Source organism: Paenibacillus maysiensis (genome assembly GCF_000520815.1).
GTDB lineage: Bacteria > Bacillota > Bacilli > Paenibacillales > Paenibacillaceae > Paenibacillus > Paenibacillus maysiensis.
In genome coordinates, this window is record NZ_ASRY01000220.1 from 1 (window position 1) to 17524 (window position 17524).

At 47.2% G+C, this 17524-nt stretch carries 15 protein-coding genes and 3 pseudogenes; 9 read left to right on the plus strand and 9 right to left on the minus strand.

Translation table 11 applies throughout. The features are described 5' to 3' along the window. Nucleotides 1–23: 23 nt before the first annotated feature. A pseudogene (locus L696_RS0116230) lies at nucleotides 24–456 on the minus strand (GNAT family N-acetyltransferase). Nucleotides 457–653: 197 nt separating this feature from the next. Between L696_RS0116230 and L696_RS0116235 the strand changes: the two are divergent. Together L696_RS0116235 and L696_RS32760 are read left to right on the plus strand one after the other, a co-directional pair. Continuing rightward, entirely contained in the window at nucleotides 654–944 is a 291-nt protein-coding gene (locus L696_RS0116235; protein WP_025684591.1) for a hypothetical protein, read from the plus strand. Between the two features lie 161 nt (nucleotides 945–1105). After that, entirely contained in the window at nucleotides 1106–1195 is a 90-nt protein-coding gene (locus L696_RS32760) for a putative holin-like toxin (RefSeq protein WP_007429455.1), read from the plus strand. Between the two features lie 257 nt (nucleotides 1196–1452). Here L696_RS32760 and L696_RS0116245 read toward each other — a convergent pair whose 3' ends face one another. The 4 genes and pseudogenes from L696_RS0116245 to recQ form a co-directional block, all read right to left on the minus strand. Continuing rightward, complete coding sequence (locus tag L696_RS0116245) at nucleotides 1453–2733, minus strand: alkaline phosphatase (RefSeq protein WP_025684592.1); 1281 nt, start codon at nucleotides 2731–2733, stop codon at nucleotides 1453–1455. A gap of 176 nt (nucleotides 2734–2909) precedes the next feature. Further along, nucleotides 2910–3235 (minus strand): annotated as a pseudogene (locus L696_RS0116250) (NUDIX domain-containing protein). A gap of 98 nt (nucleotides 3236–3333) precedes the next feature. Further along, entirely contained in the window at nucleotides 3334–5223 is a 1890-nt protein-coding gene (locus L696_RS0116255) for a B12-binding domain-containing radical SAM protein (protein ID WP_025684593.1), read from the minus strand. Between the two features lie 50 nt (nucleotides 5224–5273). Continuing rightward, a complete protein-coding gene (recQ, locus tag L696_RS0116260) occupies nucleotides 5274–7172 on the minus strand; it encodes a DNA helicase RecQ (RefSeq protein WP_025684594.1) in 1899 nt (632 codons plus the stop codon). A gap of 245 nt (nucleotides 7173–7417) precedes the next feature. Here recQ and L696_RS0116265 point away from each other — a divergent pair, with 245 nt between their 5' ends. Continuing rightward, complete coding sequence (locus tag L696_RS0116265; protein WP_025684595.1) at nucleotides 7418–8464, plus strand: RluA family pseudouridine synthase; 1047 nt, start codon at nucleotides 7418–7420, stop codon at nucleotides 8462–8464. An 87-nt stretch (nucleotides 8465–8551) separates the two neighbouring features. Here L696_RS0116265 and L696_RS0116270 read toward each other — a convergent pair whose 3' ends face one another. Together L696_RS0116270 and L696_RS0116275 are read right to left on the minus strand one after the other, a co-directional pair. Beyond that, on the minus strand, nucleotides 8552–9400 hold the full coding sequence (locus tag L696_RS0116270) for a hypothetical protein (protein WP_025684596.1): 849 nt from the start codon (nucleotides 9398–9400) through the stop codon (nucleotides 8552–8554). A 194-nt stretch (nucleotides 9401–9594) separates the two neighbouring features. Next, nucleotides 9595–10371 carry an AraC family transcriptional regulator gene (locus L696_RS0116275; protein ID WP_025684597.1) on the minus strand — a complete coding sequence of 259 codons (777 nt, stop codon included), beginning with the start codon at nucleotides 10369–10371 and terminating at the stop codon, nucleotides 9595–9597. 298 nt (nucleotides 10372–10669) lie between these two features. Here L696_RS0116275 and L696_RS32765 point away from each other — a divergent pair. From L696_RS32765 to L696_RS0116290, 3 genes and pseudogenes are all read left to right on the plus strand, one after another. After that, a pseudogene (locus L696_RS32765) lies at nucleotides 10670–10777 on the plus strand (FAD-dependent oxidoreductase); the annotation flags it as partial. Nucleotides 10778–11087: 310 nt separating this feature from the next. Next, entirely contained in the window at nucleotides 11088–11894 is an 807-nt protein-coding gene (gene speD / locus L696_RS0116285; protein WP_025684599.1) for an adenosylmethionine decarboxylase, read from the plus strand. Between the two features lie 272 nt (nucleotides 11895–12166). After that, nucleotides 12167–13585 carry an NAD-dependent malic enzyme gene (locus L696_RS0116290; RefSeq protein ID WP_025684600.1) on the plus strand — a complete coding sequence of 473 codons (1419 nt, stop codon included), beginning with the start codon at nucleotides 12167–12169 and terminating at the stop codon, nucleotides 13583–13585. Nucleotides 13586–13700: 115 nt separating this feature from the next. On the opposite strand, the gene L696_RS0116295 is transcribed toward L696_RS0116290, so the two are convergent. Together L696_RS0116295 and L696_RS0116300 are read right to left on the minus strand one after the other, a co-directional pair. Continuing rightward, nucleotides 13701–14381 (minus strand): protein kinase family protein, encoded by a 681-nt coding sequence (locus L696_RS0116295; protein WP_025684601.1) that lies wholly within the window; start codon nucleotides 14379–14381, stop codon nucleotides 13701–13703. Nucleotides 14382–14473: 92 nt separating this feature from the next. Continuing rightward, on the minus strand, nucleotides 14474–15250 hold the full coding sequence (locus L696_RS0116300) for an HAD family hydrolase (RefSeq protein ID WP_025684602.1): 777 nt from the start codon (nucleotides 15248–15250) through the stop codon (nucleotides 14474–14476). A gap of 415 nt (nucleotides 15251–15665) precedes the next feature. Here L696_RS0116300 and L696_RS0116305 point away from each other — a divergent pair, with 415 nt between their 5' ends. The 3 genes from L696_RS0116305 to L696_RS29645 form a co-directional block, all read left to right on the plus strand. Beyond that, a complete protein-coding gene (locus L696_RS0116305) occupies nucleotides 15666–16523 on the plus strand; it encodes a hypothetical protein (protein ID WP_025684603.1) in 858 nt (285 codons plus the stop codon). Between the two features lie 110 nt (nucleotides 16524–16633). Next, nucleotides 16634–17389, plus strand: a complete 756-nt coding sequence (locus tag L696_RS0116310) for a threonine/serine exporter family protein (RefSeq protein WP_025684604.1) — start codon at nucleotides 16634–16636, stop codon at nucleotides 17387–17389. A 20-nt stretch (nucleotides 17390–17409) separates the two neighbouring features. Continuing rightward, on the plus strand, nucleotides 17410–17524 hold a 115-nt coding region (locus L696_RS29645; RefSeq protein WP_162472183.1), incomplete at its 3' end, for a threonine/serine exporter family protein.

The following is a 17524-nucleotide window of genomic DNA, read 5'->3' on the forward strand; positions in this document are numbered from 1 at the left end:
CTATGTACATTTTTTCAATTCAGCTATAGAGTCAGATCATAATGGTAAAATTCCTCGTCCTTGATATATTGATTTCTTTCATACACTCTTTGTGCTGTAACATTATTCTTTCCTGTCGTTAATCCAATCCCTTTGGCTCCTATTAGTTGGCCATGTTGTTGAGCTGCGTCCAATAATAGTTGAGCAATTCCTTGTTTTCGGTAATCTTCATCTACAAATAAATCATTCAATATCCACGATCTTTTCATCGAAATAGAAGAAAACGAAGGATATAATTGTGTGAATCCAATCAATTTATCTTCTTCTGCATCCTTTATGATAAAGATGACAGATTCCATTGCGACAAAACGCTCGCGCTCCCTCGGTATCCGATTCCAGTTTATAAAATATTCGGTATTGATCAAACAATTCTGCGATTTTATCAAGGTTTTCAATGGTAGCTTTTCTGACAAAAATCTGTTTAAAGGGAATAATTTTCCCTTTTTTTAAGTCTATCTAAGAATGTTCACAAAATGTTCGATATTTCCCTATTGATTTGATGTCACTATGATGTCACCTTTCGGTATACCAGATCGCTATGTAATGATACAAATTTACATGATAATTTTTAATAGCGTGTTAAAAATATTTTTCATCCCGGAGGTTTGCAAGTCATGTCTAATTCTTTAGAGATATTAATTGAACCCATCATCAGAAACCGATTAGAAAAATTGTATAGCATGCTTTCCAAAAACACACCAGAATACAATCAATTTTCTATGGAATGTAACCAATACTTCCAGCAAATTCGTGAATCCGTTCCTGAACATCTCGAACACACACTATTCTTATATGAAGATGCTCAAATCTCTCTTCAATCTATTTTGGAGAACCAAATATATTTACAAGGGTTTAAAGACGCCATACAATTTTTAGATGAATTGCGCGTATCTTATACCGACTAATAATTACAATCTAAACCTATTTATCTCAAACAGAAAACAAACACCTAGAAACAGACGTTTTCATTTTTGTCCTTTTTAGCAAGACTATCCATATGATATACTATAAACTAACAACAGAATGGCTTAGATGGGCGGTCGGCTAGTCTCCTGCAAAGGAGGTGATGCCTGTGGAGGTTAAAGATACGCTGATGTTGATGATTCAGTTTGCAACGTTGGTGATCTTGATTATTTCCTTCAACAAAAAGAAGTAGACCGCCCTCAGCAAAGGTAAACGGTCTACTTCAGCGCCTTTGTTAACACAGCCACCGCCCTTATAAGCGGCTGTTGTCAAAGAGTGAGGATGTTGGAAGCATCCTTACTCTTTTTTAGTATATACCTATTGGCTATAGTTTATCACAGGAAAAACCATATTGCCAATATGGAAAATCCTTTATTCAGGCACCCAAATGTAAGATTGCCCACCTAACATTCTCTATTCATATATCAGATGACAGCATTTCATCCCAAGTTATTTTTTCAATTTAAGCAGCTTAACCAGCTTGTCATGAATTGCAGTATTCGGGTAATTTCCGCTAAATTGAGAGGCGCCGGGTCCCATCGCGGTTAACGCCACATCAACTGATGTATGTCCAGCCGTGGTCCAGTCAATATAGAACTTTTCACCAGAGCCTTTTACGGTAAAAGGACCGTCCTCTTTGGAGATGCCTTCGCCAGATTCGTCCTCCGCATCCTCGCCTTCAATCGCCAAACCGCCTGTTTCATGGTCAGCCGTCACCAAAACTAATGTATCTGGATGTGCTTTGGCATAATCCTTGGCTACTTTAACGGCCTTGTCGAGCTGCTGCCCAGCCTTGATCGTTAATGCGCCTTCATTGTCATGCGCCATCTCATCCGTTCCTTCTTCCTCTACCATTAGGAAAAAGCCTTTTTGGTTTTTGGAAAGAACATCAATCGCTTTCGTCGTCATATCAGGTAAAGAAACGGTTGGGTTATAAGAGTTACCCAGCTTATTATGAGCTTGGAACATCTCTTCATTGGCGAACAACCCGAGCAGTTTAGAGCCTTTGGCTGCTTTCATTTCCGCCTGATCTGTCACATAGCTATAGCCCAATTTCTTGGCCTGCTCCACTAAATTTCCTTGAGTTCCCTTACTAGCTTCCTCAGGATCTTCTGCCGGCGCATCTGGGCGTTTACCTGCTGTACCCGCAGGATACCAGAAATCCTCACCGCCACCCAGAATAACATCCAGCTTGCTATTTTCCAGATACTGCTTAGCAATTTCGCTTTGCGCAGAGCGCTTTTCGACATGCGCACCAAAGGCTGCCCCAGTTGCGTCTGTCACTTGGCTTGTCGTCACGACACCTGTGGACATGCCTGCTTTTTTGGCCAGCTCCATGATCGTTGTGACGGGCTTTTTATTCAGATCCATTCCGATAGCGCCGTTATATGTTTTTACACCTGTTGCAATTGCAGTTGCGGCGGCGGCGGAATCTGTAACCAGGTTGTCCCCTGAGCTTGTGCTAACCAGCCCCGTTACAGGCATGTTATCCATTTCAAGCAATCCCGACTTCCCGACTGTTGCAAGACGAACCGCATTGCGGCTTGCTTCTCCCATGCCATCGCCTATAAAGAGAATGACATTTTTAGGAGCACCGACTTTTACTGAGGTGGACTTCGTATTAGATGAGGCTGCAAAAGTGGTAGGGATGTCAGAAGATAACAATGGCGCACCCAAAACCGTAATAGCGCCTAAAGCAAGAATACTCTTTTTCATTGAACGCTTCTTCACAAGGTCACACTCCAGTAGATTTAATATTAATATATGATGAAATAATCATATATTTGAATTGTAAAGCGTCATCAAGCAAAAGATCACATAGATGTAAAAAACAAAACCCGGTCTCAGATAGCTTCGCTTCTATCCAGGACCGGGTCAAAATCTTATAGGATCATCTCATAATAATTTCAATATTCTTGTAAAAACCGTTGAATAACCGGGATATCCGGGGGACTAATTTCATCAGGAAGATGATCGAGATCAAAAAATCTTAATTCCTTGACTTCATTTCGATCTTCCTTTCCTTCAGTCCTGTTTCCTCGGCTAATTCTCTTACCGCGACCTCTTCCATAGATTCTCCCGGTTCCAATGACCCGCCTGGCAATCCCCATAATCCATTATCTGTTCTAAGTCCCAGCAATAATTGGTTATTATTAAGCAATAGCACACAAGCGCCTGCCATGATTAAGGGTCTGGTACCTACAACTTTTCTTAAATCCATGATATAGCCCAACCTGATCACTCTTTTCATTCGTCAAAAGAAGGCACCGACTCTTGTGTTGTCAAGGTCGATGCCTTCTGATGTTTAGATGTCATTTGTACCTATTCCTCTTAAATCGCAGCAATTTCCTTGCCAATCGGCATGATGTAGTACAGTGGTTTTTGCTGTTCGTTTTGCTGATAAACTACGAGTAGCAGCGTGCGGCCTTCGGCGGTCAAAGGGCTGCCGCCACTCAGAATATGATCCAGCCGGAACGGCAGAATATCCAGAACGGCGTGCTTTTGCAGTTCCTTTTCACCCAGCTTCAAGGAAGCGAAAGACGGAATCACCTCGCGGTATGGCTGCGGCTGCGGACTGTCCGAAACGGAATGGCCATCTGTAGCATGAGAAGTAGGTGCAGCAGTTTGCGTTGCATCTGCCACAAAGTCTGCCACCACAGGTGACAACAGCGCATCCGGGTGCTGGAGAGCCATTTTCATATAGCTGGACCAATCGTCCTTCTCCAAGGCGTGTTCCCACCAGATTTTACGCGGCTTGTATTTATGGTTCAGGAAATAGTCGAGCTTCATCAGCCCAAGCACCATATCCATTCGCTTCGTTCCGCGTGATTCAAGAAAGGACTGGAGACGCGTGAACAGGTCTTCGAGCTGGTGGCCGATTTTTTGCCAGCCTTGTCCCTCCCAATAGTCTCCGAACTCCTGAAAGAAATCGAAGGCGGACGCAAATTCGCGCTCGATCAGATAGTTCACCGTATGATCCATACGATGAGAGTTCCAGTATTTCTCCAGCACATCTTCCAAACGTTTGAGCCGAACGATATCGGCAAAGGAAAGGACGTCATTGCTCAGCATTTCATAAGGCGCAACATCCATGTACGTATAGTTGTACTTGTCTGCGTCGATACGCAGTCCCGTGCCGCGCAGCATTTTGAGGAAGCCAAGCTGAAGCTCTTCCGGGCCGAGCGCAAAAACGTCATTAAACGTTTTACGGAATGTGTTATAATCCTCCAAAGGCAGGCCGGCGATTAAATCGAGATGCTGGTCGATCTTGCCGCTTTGCTTGACCTTCGTAACGGTACGGGAAAGCTTGGCAAAGTTCTGGCGACGCTTGACCAGCTCATTGGTCGGATCATTCGTCGACTGGACGCCGATTTCAAAGCGAAATACGCCCGGCGGCGCGTTTTCCGCCAAATAATCCAACACCTCGGGGCGCATAATATCTGCCGTAATCTCAAACTGGAAGACACATCCGCGATGGTTTTCAATGAGAAACTTGAACATTTCCAGCGCATAATCGCGTTTAATGTTAAAGGTCCGATCGACGAACTTGATCAGGTTGGCTCCGTTGTCGATCAGATACAGAATATCCGACTTCGTACGCTCAATATCGTAATAACGTACCCCTACCTCAATACTGGACAGACAGAACTGGCAACTGAACGGGCAACCCCGACTGGTTTCAAAATAAACAACCCGTTTGCCTAATTCCGGTATATCCTCTGCAAAGCGGTACGGTGACGGCAGCTCGTTCAAGTCCGCCTTTGGACGGCCCGGCATCTGAATGACCTCTTCTCCCTTGCGGTAGGCCAGTCCGTATACAAAATGGTACTTTTGCGTTCCCTCAATCTCCTGAAGCAGTTGATGAAAGGTTTCCTCCCCCTCACCGACGACGATAAAATCCACATTCGGCAGGCGCTTCATCCAGTAATCGGTATCGTAAGAGACTTCCGGGCCACCGAGAATGATTTTGACCTCTGGCATAATCTTTTTCAATACATCAATCACTTTAATCGTCTCTTCAATGTTCCAGATATAGCAGGAAAATCCAATGACATCTGCTCCCCGCTGAAACAGGTCGGATACGATGTTCATCACAGGGTCCTTGATCGTATACTCCGCCAGCTCAATGTCAAAGTCCTTTTCACTGTAGGCTTTGAGACACCGGATCGCCAGCGAGGTATGAATATATTTTGCGTTTAACGTTGATAAAATGACTTTCATAGGTCACAACCTTTTATAGTTTGCATGACGCCTCATATCTTTTAGTATATCTATTCAAAATCCTCATACACATCGTCCGCATAAATCTCATCTTCACTCACCGTTCCACCGGCATTCCCCTGATTTTGAAAAAAATCAAGGAATAGCTTGCCGTACTTGCGGAACTTCACTTCGCCGACACCCTTGATTCGTAGCATATCCGCCTCGGATTGCGGGTTCGCTACACTCATCTCACGCAGCGTGGCGTCGTTAAAAATGATATAGGACGGCACATGCTCCTGCGCGGCCAAATCGCGGCGGATCAGGCGCAGTTGCTCGAACACCGTTTCGTTGACTGCCGCTGGGTACGCATCGCGTCCCTGTCGTCCACGTGAGCCTGCCCCACCTGCAAAAGCTGTGGCATGTCGCACCACACGCTGCATGACCTCGCGCTGACCCTTCAGCACTTCAGCAGCAGGCTGCTGCAAGCGCACAACCGGATATTGTCCCTCAGACAGCAGCAGATAACCTTCCGATACGAGGACATTAATAATTTCAGAAATTTCTTTTTCCGTCCGATTGCCCATTACACCATAGGTTGGCAGGCTGTCAAAGCCATACTGTAGCACTTTTTTGTTACGCGAGCCTTTCAATACCGAGGCTACCATCGAAACACCAAAACGTTCCCGCATGCGATGAATACACGAAAAAATCTTTTGCGCATCAATGGTCATGTCCACCAGTTCCCGTTCATCCGTACATGAACTGCATATGCCGCAAGCTTCATGCTGCTCTGCCTCGCCGAAATACTCAAGCTGCGCCGTACGCAAGCAGCGAGTCGTGTAACAATAATCAACCATCTGCTGGAGCTTGCGGTAGTCGTTGCGCTTGCGGTCCTCATCCTGCGGATTTTGCTCGATCAGGAATTTCTGGGTCACAATATCCTGCGGTCCGAACAGCAAAATACATTGACTCGGATCGCCGTCACGTCCTGCGCGTCCCGCCTCTTGCACGTAAGCCTCCATATTTTTAGGCATATTGTAGTGAATGACGTAGCGCACGTTCGATTTGTCGATTCCCATGCCGAAGGCGTTAGTCGCCACAATGACACGGATATCGTCGTACAGGAACCCCTCCTGGCTGTCTGCCCGTTCCTGATCGGTCATCCCGGCATGATAGCGCCCAGCCGCCATTCCCGCATCCCGCAGCCGTTGGTACAGATCGTCCACGTCCTTACGTGTTGCTGCATAAATTATGCCCGATTCTCCGTCATGCTCACGCGCATAATTCAGCAGAAAGCTACGCTTGTCCTCCCCACGCAGCACACTGAACGCCAAATTTGGCCGTCCCAGGCCCGTGACGAATGTCTCCGGCTCACGCAGGCGAAGCAGCCGCACGATGTCGTCCATGACCTGCGGTGTCGCCGTTGCTGTAAATGCCGCTACAATCGGGCGCTCGTATAGCGCGTCCACGAACGGAGCCACCGCCAGATAACTAGTACGGAAATCATGCCCCCACTGGGATACACAGTGCGCCTCATCGACCGCCACGCAGGAAATCGGCAGCTGCGCCATCTCATCGCGAAACCAGTCCAGCTCCAGCCGCTCCGGTGCAACATATAGCAGCTTCAAATCTCCATTCCGTGCGGCACGTATGCGCTCGTTCACTTCCCGGCCACTCAGCGTACTATTGATATAGGCAGCCGCAATTCCCATCGTGGTCAGCGCATCCACCTGATCCTTCATCAGCGAGATCAGCGGTGATACAACAATCGTCAGCCCATCATGCAGCAGCGCAGGAATCTGGTAGCATATGGATTTCCCGCCGCCTGTCGGCATAATGCCCAGCGTATCGTTGCCCTCCAGCATACTGGCGACAATTTTCTTCTGGCCTTCCCGGAAATCGGGATAGCCATAAAATTTTTGCAGTAGATCCTGCGCCCGTTCCAATGTTGGTGCTTGTACACTCATAGTTTCAAAACTCCTCATATTTCTGGCGTCCTCGACGCATATCGGCTTATCTTTCGTTACCTTTAGTTTACCGGGGTTCAGGGCAATGTTCAACCGCTGGAAGTCCATAGGTATAATGTATAATGAAATTCTTATCGAACCCTTCTACCATGGCGTTCGCTGTTTTCTCATGATATAGTGAACACGGTGCCGCAAGTTTGTCCATTACTATGATGAGACACGGTACCAAGAAGGAGAAAGAACCCATGAACAATCGTAAACCCAATCGAAAAAATCATACAAAATCCACGCCAAACACAGGCAACGCCAAGCGCAGCCACAAACCCGCCGGAAAATCCGGCTCACATAGACCCGAAGCACGGGGCAAAACGGGGGTTTTTGATAAAAATGCTGCCCGGGAGCACGGTAAACCGGAAAAAAACATTGCAAAAACATACATCGTACAGGAGCCTGCCGAGCTGTTGAACTTTTTGGTAGAGCATGTGTCTGGCATGGGCCGCAATTCCATTAAATCAGCGCTGGCTCGTGGACAGGTGTCCGTGAACGGCATTCCTCGTACCGTGTTCAATTTTCCGCTGGAGCAAGGTCACACGGTGGTCCTCTCCAAGGAAAAGATCACTCCCGTGGTGCCGCTGACCGGGCTGCGTATTTTGCATGAGGATGAGGCCATTATTGTCATTCACAAGGATGCCGGGCTGCTGTCCGTCGCCTCTGCGCAGGAACAGGAAGTAACGGCATACCGTCAGCTTACGGCACATGTGCGACGTGAACATCCATACAATCGTATTTTTGTGCTGCATCGTCTGGATCGTGATACATCTGGAGTCATGATGTTTGCGAAAAGCGAAGCCATACAGCAGGAAATGCAACAAGCGTGGAAGGAAGTTGTGTATGAACGAACGTACATCGCTCTTGTAGAAGGACAGGTTAAAAAAGCTGCGGGCACCATCACCTCATGGCTGAAGGAAAGCAAGACGCTGAAAATGTACTCCAGCCCATATCCGAATGACGGACAGCACGCCGTTACTCATTACAAGCTGCTACAGGCCAATCGGCATTTTTCCTTGCTGGAAGTACGTTTGGAAACCGGACGTAAGAATCAGATCCGCGTTCATATGGAGGATATCGGCCATCCGATTGTCGGAGATAAAAAATACGGCTCCAAAGCCAAATCTATCGGCCGCCTCGGCCTGCATGCTCGGGTACTGTCGTTTATTCATCCCGTCACTGGAGTATTGCTGCGGTTTGAATCTGACATTCCTAAAACCTTTTTAAATCCGTTTCGAGAGTAGACTTACGTAAAACAAGCAGGAATAATTGGAGTGGAAAAATCTACGGGGAATCAGGGGGCTGTATGATACAGCTCCCTTTTTTATTCATTAAGCGGTATGCTTTCGGACACCATTAGCCGTTTTCATCAGCTCGTCCCAAATGGAAATGGGTGTATTGCAAACAGGACAATTCAGCCAACCGTTTAAGTAGGGTAAATGCGCTAAAAGGTTGTTTTCCTCAATTTTTTGGGCATATTGGTATAGCCACTGTAGATTCGAGCCTTTATGGTCCAATGAGCCGGATTGGATCGAATAGGGAACCAGACTGTTTGAATTTACCGGATCTTTATCGTAAGCCACCAGGACATCACTCTGTTCAACAGGCCAAATATAGAGCGGAGTTCCGCAATGCGGACAATCCAGCGTATATTCGTCCCCAGTATCAAAGCTTTGCAACATAAAAGCTACGCCCCGATAACCCTGAAAGGCAGCCGCCGCAGCCAAAACATAACGCTTGCCGACATTTCCTTCGTGATTCTTGGCATACAGCACCATTTCCTCAGTCAATTCTGTAAGCCGGACAATGGCTTGCTGGTATTGTTCATATATATACTCAGCCAGATCTGCATCCAGTTCTACCTGATCCCTTGCAAATTCCAACGGAACTTTTGTATGTAAGGGATTAACATTTTTCGCTTCGAATATTCCGCAAATATTATAAATATCCGCTCGAATACTTATATCAGAGCTGTTTAACGCAATATCTACGAGGTACGGTACAGCCGCGAAGGTACAAGTATATAACGTATTTTGGTGATACAGTTCCTCCCAATACAAGGTGTCAGCCATTTCGCCGTCATATCCGGCTTGGAGCTGCTTCAACATTTCCGGGACGTATTGAGAGGAACCATAGGGGCCTTGGAGCAAAGCCCAGGCCGGATCGGACAAAGCCAGCATCTTGAAACTCCTTTCACCGTTTTACTTTCAGTGTAACATGGGATGGGATTGTGAAATCCTTTTTGCTATCAAATTCATTTTAACTTCATAATTCTCAGCTTCTTACGTTTATTTTATTATACGCTTGGTTTTAGCTGAAGTTTCTATTTTCATTTTACGCAATGCCCAAAGTCACTATCCTTGCAAGTCTATAATCATATTCGGTTAAGTTTGCGGTATTGTGAAGGTGAAATGTGTTTTCTGGCGGAAAATACCCGACTAAAATAAAATCCGTTCAGGTATCCGCATTTTTCCGCAATATCTTCGAGCGTATATTCTGTCTCCAGCAATAAAGTCTGGGCCTTTTCCAGACGCAGCGAGGTCACATACCGGATGGGTGTCAAGCCCACCGCCGCCTGAAAGCGCCTCGTGAATTGCACCGGACTTAGTCCCAAACAAGCAGCCGTTACTTTGATGGACAATGGCTCACATGCATGCTCCTGAAAATAGTGAAGCGCACGTTGGATCAACGGGTCATTCACCCGATTCGTACGTTCCTCCGTGCCCCCTCTGCTGGCTCTGCTCCAAAACAAAAAAAGCAAATCCTCCAGCAGATGATTTTTCCATGTTCGGGCATGGCTGCTATCATCCAGCGCGTTCGCACATAAATAACGGCAATTCGATAGAAAGCGATTCTCATCTTCTTTATCCAAAACAGCATGGATTGATGCGCCAATGCTACTGGCTTCTGGGAATGAAAAACGAAAAAAGTGGAAGCTCAGCGGCGTTAGGATTTTACGGTGGAATACCTCTTCGGGCGGACAAAGAATCAAGGACCCGGCATTCGCCTCCCCACGGTGTTCCTTGATAGTATAAGCAAACTTTCCTTCTTCAATTACATAGGCAATCCAATGCGCGTCCGTATCAAACGCCAACTGAAAAGATTCTTTCCGCTTCCAATATACATGCTGATGAATGTGTACCCCAAACACGGGCGTTCACCACCTTCATTTTCCATGTCCTGCTGACTATGAGCCAAATGTCCACAAAGCGTGCTATTCATGATCCGCCTAGTCACATTATAAATCCTGTTACTAAAGATTAGCTGAACGTGTAAATAAGTATATGTGCATGATGTTTCCGTGCATGTCAAAACGAAGCTCACTCGGGTAACATGATCTCAATCGATCATAAAGGAGCGTGAGACTGCATGAGACAGGAAACCTTTAGCGCCGATATTACCGTAGCAGGGGGATTGGCCGGTGTCTGTGCGGCTGTTGCAGCGGCTCGTCACTGGAATGGGTCGGGACGATTCCGGGCAAAAGGGAATATCGCCGGTTCATCGGTGATTACACGGTTCATCAGCGCGATATCGAGGATCAGACCCTGTTCCCGGACCCTTTTGAAGTTATGCCCGAATTGGTACGTCATCATCGAATCGAGGCATGTACAGATGGAAGCTGGGTAACCCTCCACACAGAACGGAATAATCGAAAGCGAAAAAGGATTCATGAAATCAGGAACTCCGTTGCTACAGATCAGCTTCGTCTGGTTGTGGAGGCCACTCACGGTTGCCCACGGGCCGAAATCGTAGAAGTTCGTCTATATGAGCAGAACTTGAGCGTACATGAACGTTGATTCATTGTATATGAAAAGACGTGATGGGAACATTATGTATGAATACTGCGACTATAAGGGGAAATAGCCCATGACCATGACACCGGAACAGCGAATTACCCTGCACGGGTTTAACAATCTGACCAAATCGTTAAGTTTCAACATGTACGATATTTGTTATACCAAAACAAGGGAAGAACGCGAAGCCTATATCGAATATATTGACGAACAATACAACGCGGATCGACTGACTGCCATTTTAAAAAATGTGTCCGACATCATTGAAGCTCATGTGCTCAACGTAGCCCAGCAGGACTATGTTCCTCAAGGAGCCAGTGTGACCATGCTTATATCGGAAGGCCCTATCGTGGAGGTGCCTACAGAGTCTTACGCTGAATCACCCGGTCCTCTGCCCGATTCTGTCGTTATGCAGTTGGATAAAAGCCATATCACTGTCCACACCTACCCGGAATATCATCCCGACGAGGGAATCAGCACGTTCCGAGCTGATATTGACGTCTCCACCTGTGGAGAAATCTCTCCACTCAAGGCACTCCGTTATTTGATCCATTCCTTTGACACGGATATTATGACGATTGATTATCGGGTACGCGGCTTTACTCGTGATTCGAATGGGCACAAGCTGTTTATTGACCATGACATCGCCTCCATTCAAAATTATATTCCTGACGAAGTGCGTAGCCAGTATGACATGATAGACGTGAACGTATATCAGGAAAACATTTTCCACACCAAATGCAAGCTGAAACAATTCGATCTGGACAATTATCTATTCGGCTATACGAAGGATAGTCTGGGCGAGAACGAGCAGCAAAACATAACCGCCCGGCTTAAGATAGAAATGGACGAAATCTATTACGGCAAAAATATGACGTAGCGGGATGAAGGCAGCAGGATGTACTACATGATATCCATTAGAAAAGGACAATAGCTTTGGAGCTGATATGGAGCCGGGCTTTTGTCCTTTTTTTGATGCAAAATGGGAGATTTAATTCAGCTTTATCTGTACAAGTGAGAGATTGTTCACTATGATAGGGGAAGAATCCACTAGTTGAAATATTAAATCACACCTCTTAGGCACGCTTTCGATTGTAAGCGCAATCAATTGATCCTACTTATTTTGTTATGGAACACAAAGGAGGAATTTGCATGCAAGGCGGTATTGGCGGTAAAAACATCATTTTACGACTGGAAATTTCCACCGAGCACATTCAATTTGGTCAATTGATTACGCTGGTCAACGAACATGGCGGGGATGTTATTGCGATTGACGTCATTCGCACCTCTGAAAAGGTCACCGTGCGGGATATTACAGTGACCATTGCCGACCCGGCCGAAGTCGACCGAATGATTGCCCGGATTAAAAAAGCGCAAGGCGTAAAGGTGCTGTCCATTTCTGACCGGACCTTTCTGCTGCATCTCGGGGGTAAAATTGAAATGCAGCCCAAGGTTCCGATACAGAATCGCGACGACTTGTCCCGGGTGTACACTCCAGATGTAGCACGTGTGTGCATGGCGATTCATGATGAGCCGGACAAAGCCTTCCGTTTGACAATCAAACGGAACACCGTTGCTGTCGTCTCGGACGGGAGCGCTGTCCTCGGCTTGGGCAATATCGGTCCCTATGCGGCTATGCCAGTCATGGAAGGTAAAGCCATGCTGTTCAAGCAGCTCGGGTCCGTTGATGCTTTTCCGATTTGTCTGGACACGCAGGACACCGAGGAAATTATCAAGGCGATCAAGCAAATCGCTCCAGCTTTCGGCGGTATTAATCTGGAGGATATTTCATCACCTCGCTGCTTTGAGATTGAGCAACGCCTGCGTCAGGAGCTGGATATTCCTGTTTTTCATGATGATCAGCATGGCACCGCTGTTGTCTTGTACGCAGGGCTGATCAATGCACTCAAGGTCGTCGGCAAGGCGCTGTCTGATGTCAAAATCGTCGTCTGCGGTATTGGAGCTGCGGGTGTAGCCTGCACTAAAATTTTGCTGTCTGCGGGTGCAGTTAACATCATTGGTGTAGATCGACACGGAGCCATTACAGCCGATGAAACTTACGATCATCCGGTGTGGAACTGGTACGCCCAGCATACCAACCCCGAGCGGCTGTCAGGCACGCTGTCCGAGGTTCTGAAAGGCGCTGACGTGTTTATCGGTCTATCGGCTGGCGGACTGCTCCAACGGGAAGACGTAAAACATATGAACGAGGCTCCGGTGGTGTTCACCATGGCTAACCCGGTTCCCGAAATTGCCCCTGAGGATATCGAAGACATTGCAGGCGTCATTGCCACCGGACGTTCAGACTATCCTAACCAGATCAACAACGTGCTTTGCTTTCCCGGCATATTCCGCGCGGCACTTGACTGTCGCGCCCGTGAAATTAACGAAGAGATGAAGCTGGCGGCAGCAGAAGCCATTGCGAGCACCATCCGTCCCGAAGAATTAAATAAGCTGTATATTATCCCCGGCGTATTTAACGAGAATGCCGTTCAGCGGGTGCGTGAAAAAGTTATTCAGGCTGCGATTGAGAGCGGAACCGCCAGAAGAGTACCTCGCGATTTCAGGTAAAAGAGAATCTGCTTATTCCGTAAGACATGTCTGGTAACGTGCCAAAAAGGATTGCTCCCCTAATACGTAATACGGGTGCAATCCTTTTTTATAAGAAGATGAAGATTTTCTGCGGCTATGACTTCCATTTGGAAAATAACTGGCTGGCGCGTTGGGCGAACTCCTCCAGATTAAAGCTGGAGTTGTCCAGCCTGTAGTACCATTTTTTAATCGTCTCCAGAATCCATGACGGAACTTTAACCTCCGAGATACCTGAGTAAAACGTATGATACGCCCACACCAGATGCTCCCAGCGCTTGTCATCGCCCTCCTTCACGTACTCGGATACGTCCAATACCTTGGCGCGTCCATCTTGCATCAGTACGTTCTTGAGGTGAATATCACGGGGATTCAGCCCCTTGGAACGGACAAACTCCCTCGCCTCTTCCACGTCCAGAATGACTTGCTCCGGCACCGGAATGCCTTGCAGCAGACAATCCAGCAGCGTAATACCTGATTCATAACTAATGACGATATACTTATCGCCTTTCCCATAATAATGAGGAAAAAAATTGGATCCCCGCAAACGCTCGTATACGTCGGCCTCCGCATCCTTCTTCTCGATCGCCATGTCTGAGTATACCTTGAACGCGTAGCCGGGCAACGTATCGAGCGTAAATACGGCCGCATCCGTCCCGATGCCAATACAACGGACGTCTTGGGAGACTGTTTTAATCGTAACCGGATCATTATCCTCAGTACTGTAAACAGTCACTTGACTTATGATTTCGTCTGCCTGCCTCCATTGTTCAACCATGTGCGATCCCTTCCTTCTCTGTTCTGAACCATTTGAATGAAGTTAGACATATGTCGGATAAGTTGTATTACGAGCCTTCTTCAGGAATGGATTCAGGATGGTGTATGCCCCACCTGGGCAGATATGGTATGTGCCGTAATTGATGCGTCCGGCATCAGTAATTTTTTCAACTCTGAATAGCTTGCCGCTGTTTCATAGACTCCCGCTACCTCAGACTCCGGGGCAGCCTTCCTGTGATTGAACCAAATGACCCGCCAGTTGGCCGCTACAGCCCCCGCTACGTCATTGCGCCAGGAATCCCCGATATAGCAGCAATGCTCTGCCAGAGTCCCTGTCCGTTCGTTCACCACTTCGAAAATACGTGGATCAGGCTTGGCATAGCCAACCGCTCCGGATACAAAAATATGCTCTGCCGCAATATGATTTTCCAGCGCCATGGCCCTGATTTTGCTCATCTGGTGATCTTCGAGACCATTCGTAATCAAGCCAACCAGATATCCGGCCGAGCTCAATTCATCCATTAACGATGTAGCTCCCTCGAAAGGCTCAATCCGATATTGGCGATCCAGGTACTCTTTTTGGATATCCACTGCCTGCTCACGGGTAATATTTATCCCAAATTCCTGTAGAGCCAGGACAAAACGGCCTTCCCTCATATCCTCCAGCTCATCCGGCCCAGCCTTCCCCTCCAATAGTCCTCCTTTTGCCGACAATACATCACTGTAATAGCGAATACGATGATAAGCCTCTTCATAAGGAAAACGTTCACTCAATCCTAATACTGTACGCAATGCATCGCGAGTAGGGTGCAAATGATCGTACATTGTATCATCTACATCAAAAAATACGGCCTTCTTGTGCAAGTTCATATCCCCACTTCTTTCTGTAAAATCATTGGATGTCGTCCATCTTCACCTTGTCCTGATATTATACCCGCTGACCTGATGCGTTGCACGTTACATCTTATCCCTTCGCCATCCATAGCTCGTATCTATAGTTGATTTGCTGTTTGTATCTGTTGTTATATCCACTCCCGCATTCACACTTCACCGTGACAGTCATAAAATGAAAAGACCCTCCTTTTCGCAAACTCACTTTACTTCTGTACTTATCTAAAATAGGTATCTCGTCCTGTTTTGCCCGAAAGCAGCTTATTTCATAGCACACAGGTAAAAGGTCACATTTTTGAAAAGATTCAGCATACAGGTTTACATTTCGTGTAAAATCACGTACCTTTTAGGGATGAACGCTTTACGGATGTACTTGGATAAGGAGGCATACACGATGAATTCCGGTTCTAACCCTGCCTACGGATCAGCTACACCTTTGATTGAGGCACTTATAGAATTTGAACAGGAGCTTGAAGCGAACCGGCATTCTCTGGGTTTTGATTTGGGATTGATTATGGAGCATAGCCGCGCGCCACGATATATGGCTACACCGCCGGATGTGATTCCCTTTGCCCACGCGGGCGTGGACGGAATACATTACGGCTTTTTAACGGATTTTGGACTTGAAAAGGATCTTTCGCAGGCCCCCATTGTGTGCATATCCCCTGTTGACTGGACGGGTGTATGGGTGGTTGCCCGCCACTTACAGGATTTTTTAAGTGTTGTTTATACAGAGAACAGTCCATTAAAGCGATACTACGCCAGTGGACAGGATTATACAGGACATGCAGGACACCGGCCGCCTCAGGCCATAGATGAACGCACCGCGTTAGTGCGGGAGTGCTTTCGGGAACGCTTCGGTGTCCAACCGATTCAGGATATGGCTGCCTATATCGACAGTTTGCGAACCAAGCGCAAGCAAAACGAAGCTGCCCCTACACTGAACGGCTTGGGCATCCCGACCTTTCCTTCTGTCGCAAAACAGCGTTCCTCTAATAAGAGTACCCTTTTAAGCGTGGCAGAGCCCTTTCATTGGGATAAACAAGGTGAAACGGTTCGGGATTTGTTCCGCAACGGTTCGCGTGAAGCGAGATTGGCCTTTATTCGGGATGCTCAAACACGCCATCTGTTCACCCATTCTGCCCTTCGTGTTTTTGTAGCAGGACAGCTTAGATCCATGGGCTTGTCTGAGGCTGCAACACATTTGGAAGAGTCCTACTATACAGTTATTCCCGATACGATGGAATCTTGACGGATTCCTTCTTATTCCCCACACTACCGCCTCTGAAAAGGCGGTTTTTGTGCTACAATATATACAAATAATACGGCCTAACGGCCCGGTACGAATGAGAGAGAGCGAGCATGAATAATCATTCCCACCCTACCCCTGAGATCATCGAGGTTTGTCTACTGGCTGGCAAGCTCATGATGCAAAATGGAGCCGAAACCTATCGTGTCGAAGACACGATGTCCCGCATTGCCTCAGCCTACGGCATACCTCAGTCCCATAGCTATGTGACACCGACCGGGATTTTTTTTGCTATTAACGACGCGGAGCCTGCCAAGCTGATCCGGATTGTGGAGCGGACCACGGATTTGCATAAGGTAGTAGAGGTTAACGCGATTTCACGTAAAATAAGTCTGGGTGGCTTGTCACCCCGCGCAGCGGTCACGGAGCTGACCAAGATTGAATGTGGTCCGCACCGCTATTCCAACGGCGTACAACTGGCAGCTTCGGCATTGGCGAGTGGCTGCTTTATGATTATGTTTGGCGGGGTCTGGCGGGATTTCCCCGCAGCCGTTCTCTGCGGCGGGGCTGGCTTCGCAGCCGTGCAATATTTTCATAGGCTCGTTAAGGTTAAGTTTTTCTCAGAATTTTCGGCATCTTTTCTAATCGGCTTGCTGGCGGCTTTACTAACAGTTGCAGGCTGGGGCCAGATGATGGACAAAATCATTATTGGCTCCGTTATGCCATTAGTACCAGGCTTATTAATTACAAATGCCATTCGGGATTTAATGGCCGGACACCTCGTTTCGGGCATATCCAAGGGGGCTGACGCTTGCTTGACGTCATTTGGTATTGGAGCCGGTGTTGCGGTTATCATTTCGTATATGTGATTCGGAGGAGATCCAAGTTTATGGTTGCACAATTATTCACAAGCTTTATTGCTACCGCTGCTTTCGGCATTCTTTTTCACGCTCCCCGACGTTCATTGCTGCAATGCGGCTTCGTCGGGATGCTGGGCTGGCTCC

Coding starts and splice junctions, on each gene's coding strand:
- L696_RS0116235 (WP_025684591.1), top strand. CDS start 654: ATGTCTAATTCTTTAGAGATATTAATTGAACCCATCATCAGAAACCGA.
- L696_RS32760 (WP_007429455.1), top strand. CDS start 1,106: ATGCCTGTGGAGGTTAAAGATACGCTGATGTTGATGATTCAGTTTGCA.
- L696_RS0116255 (WP_025684593.1), bottom strand. CDS start 5,223: ATGAAAGTCATTTTATCAACGTTAAACGCAAAATATATTCATACCTCG.
- recQ (WP_025684594.1), bottom strand. CDS start 7,172: ATGAGTGTACAAGCACCAACATTGGAACGGGCGCAGGATCTACTGCAA.
- L696_RS0116265 (WP_025684595.1), top strand. CDS start 7,418: ATGAACAATCGTAAACCCAATCGAAAAAATCATACAAAATCCACGCCA.
- L696_RS0116270 (WP_025684596.1), bottom strand. CDS start 9,400: ATGCTGGCTTTGTCCGATCCGGCCTGGGCTTTGCTCCAAGGCCCCTAT.
- speD (WP_025684599.1), top strand. CDS start 11,088: ATGACCATGACACCGGAACAGCGAATTACCCTGCACGGGTTTAACAAT.
- L696_RS0116290 (WP_025684600.1), top strand. CDS start 12,167: ATGCAAGGCGGTATTGGCGGTAAAAACATCATTTTACGACTGGAAATT.
- L696_RS0116295 (WP_025684601.1), bottom strand. CDS start 14,381: ATGGTTGAACAATGGAGGCAGGCAGACGAAATCATAAGTCAAGTGACT.
- L696_RS0116300 (WP_025684602.1), bottom strand. CDS start 15,250: ATGAACTTGCACAAGAAGGCCGTATTTTTTGATGTAGATGATACAATG.
- L696_RS0116305 (WP_025684603.1), top strand. CDS start 15,666: ATGAATTCCGGTTCTAACCCTGCCTACGGATCAGCTACACCTTTGATT.
- L696_RS0116310 (WP_025684604.1), top strand. CDS start 16,634: ATGAATAATCATTCCCACCCTACCCCTGAGATCATCGAGGTTTGTCTA.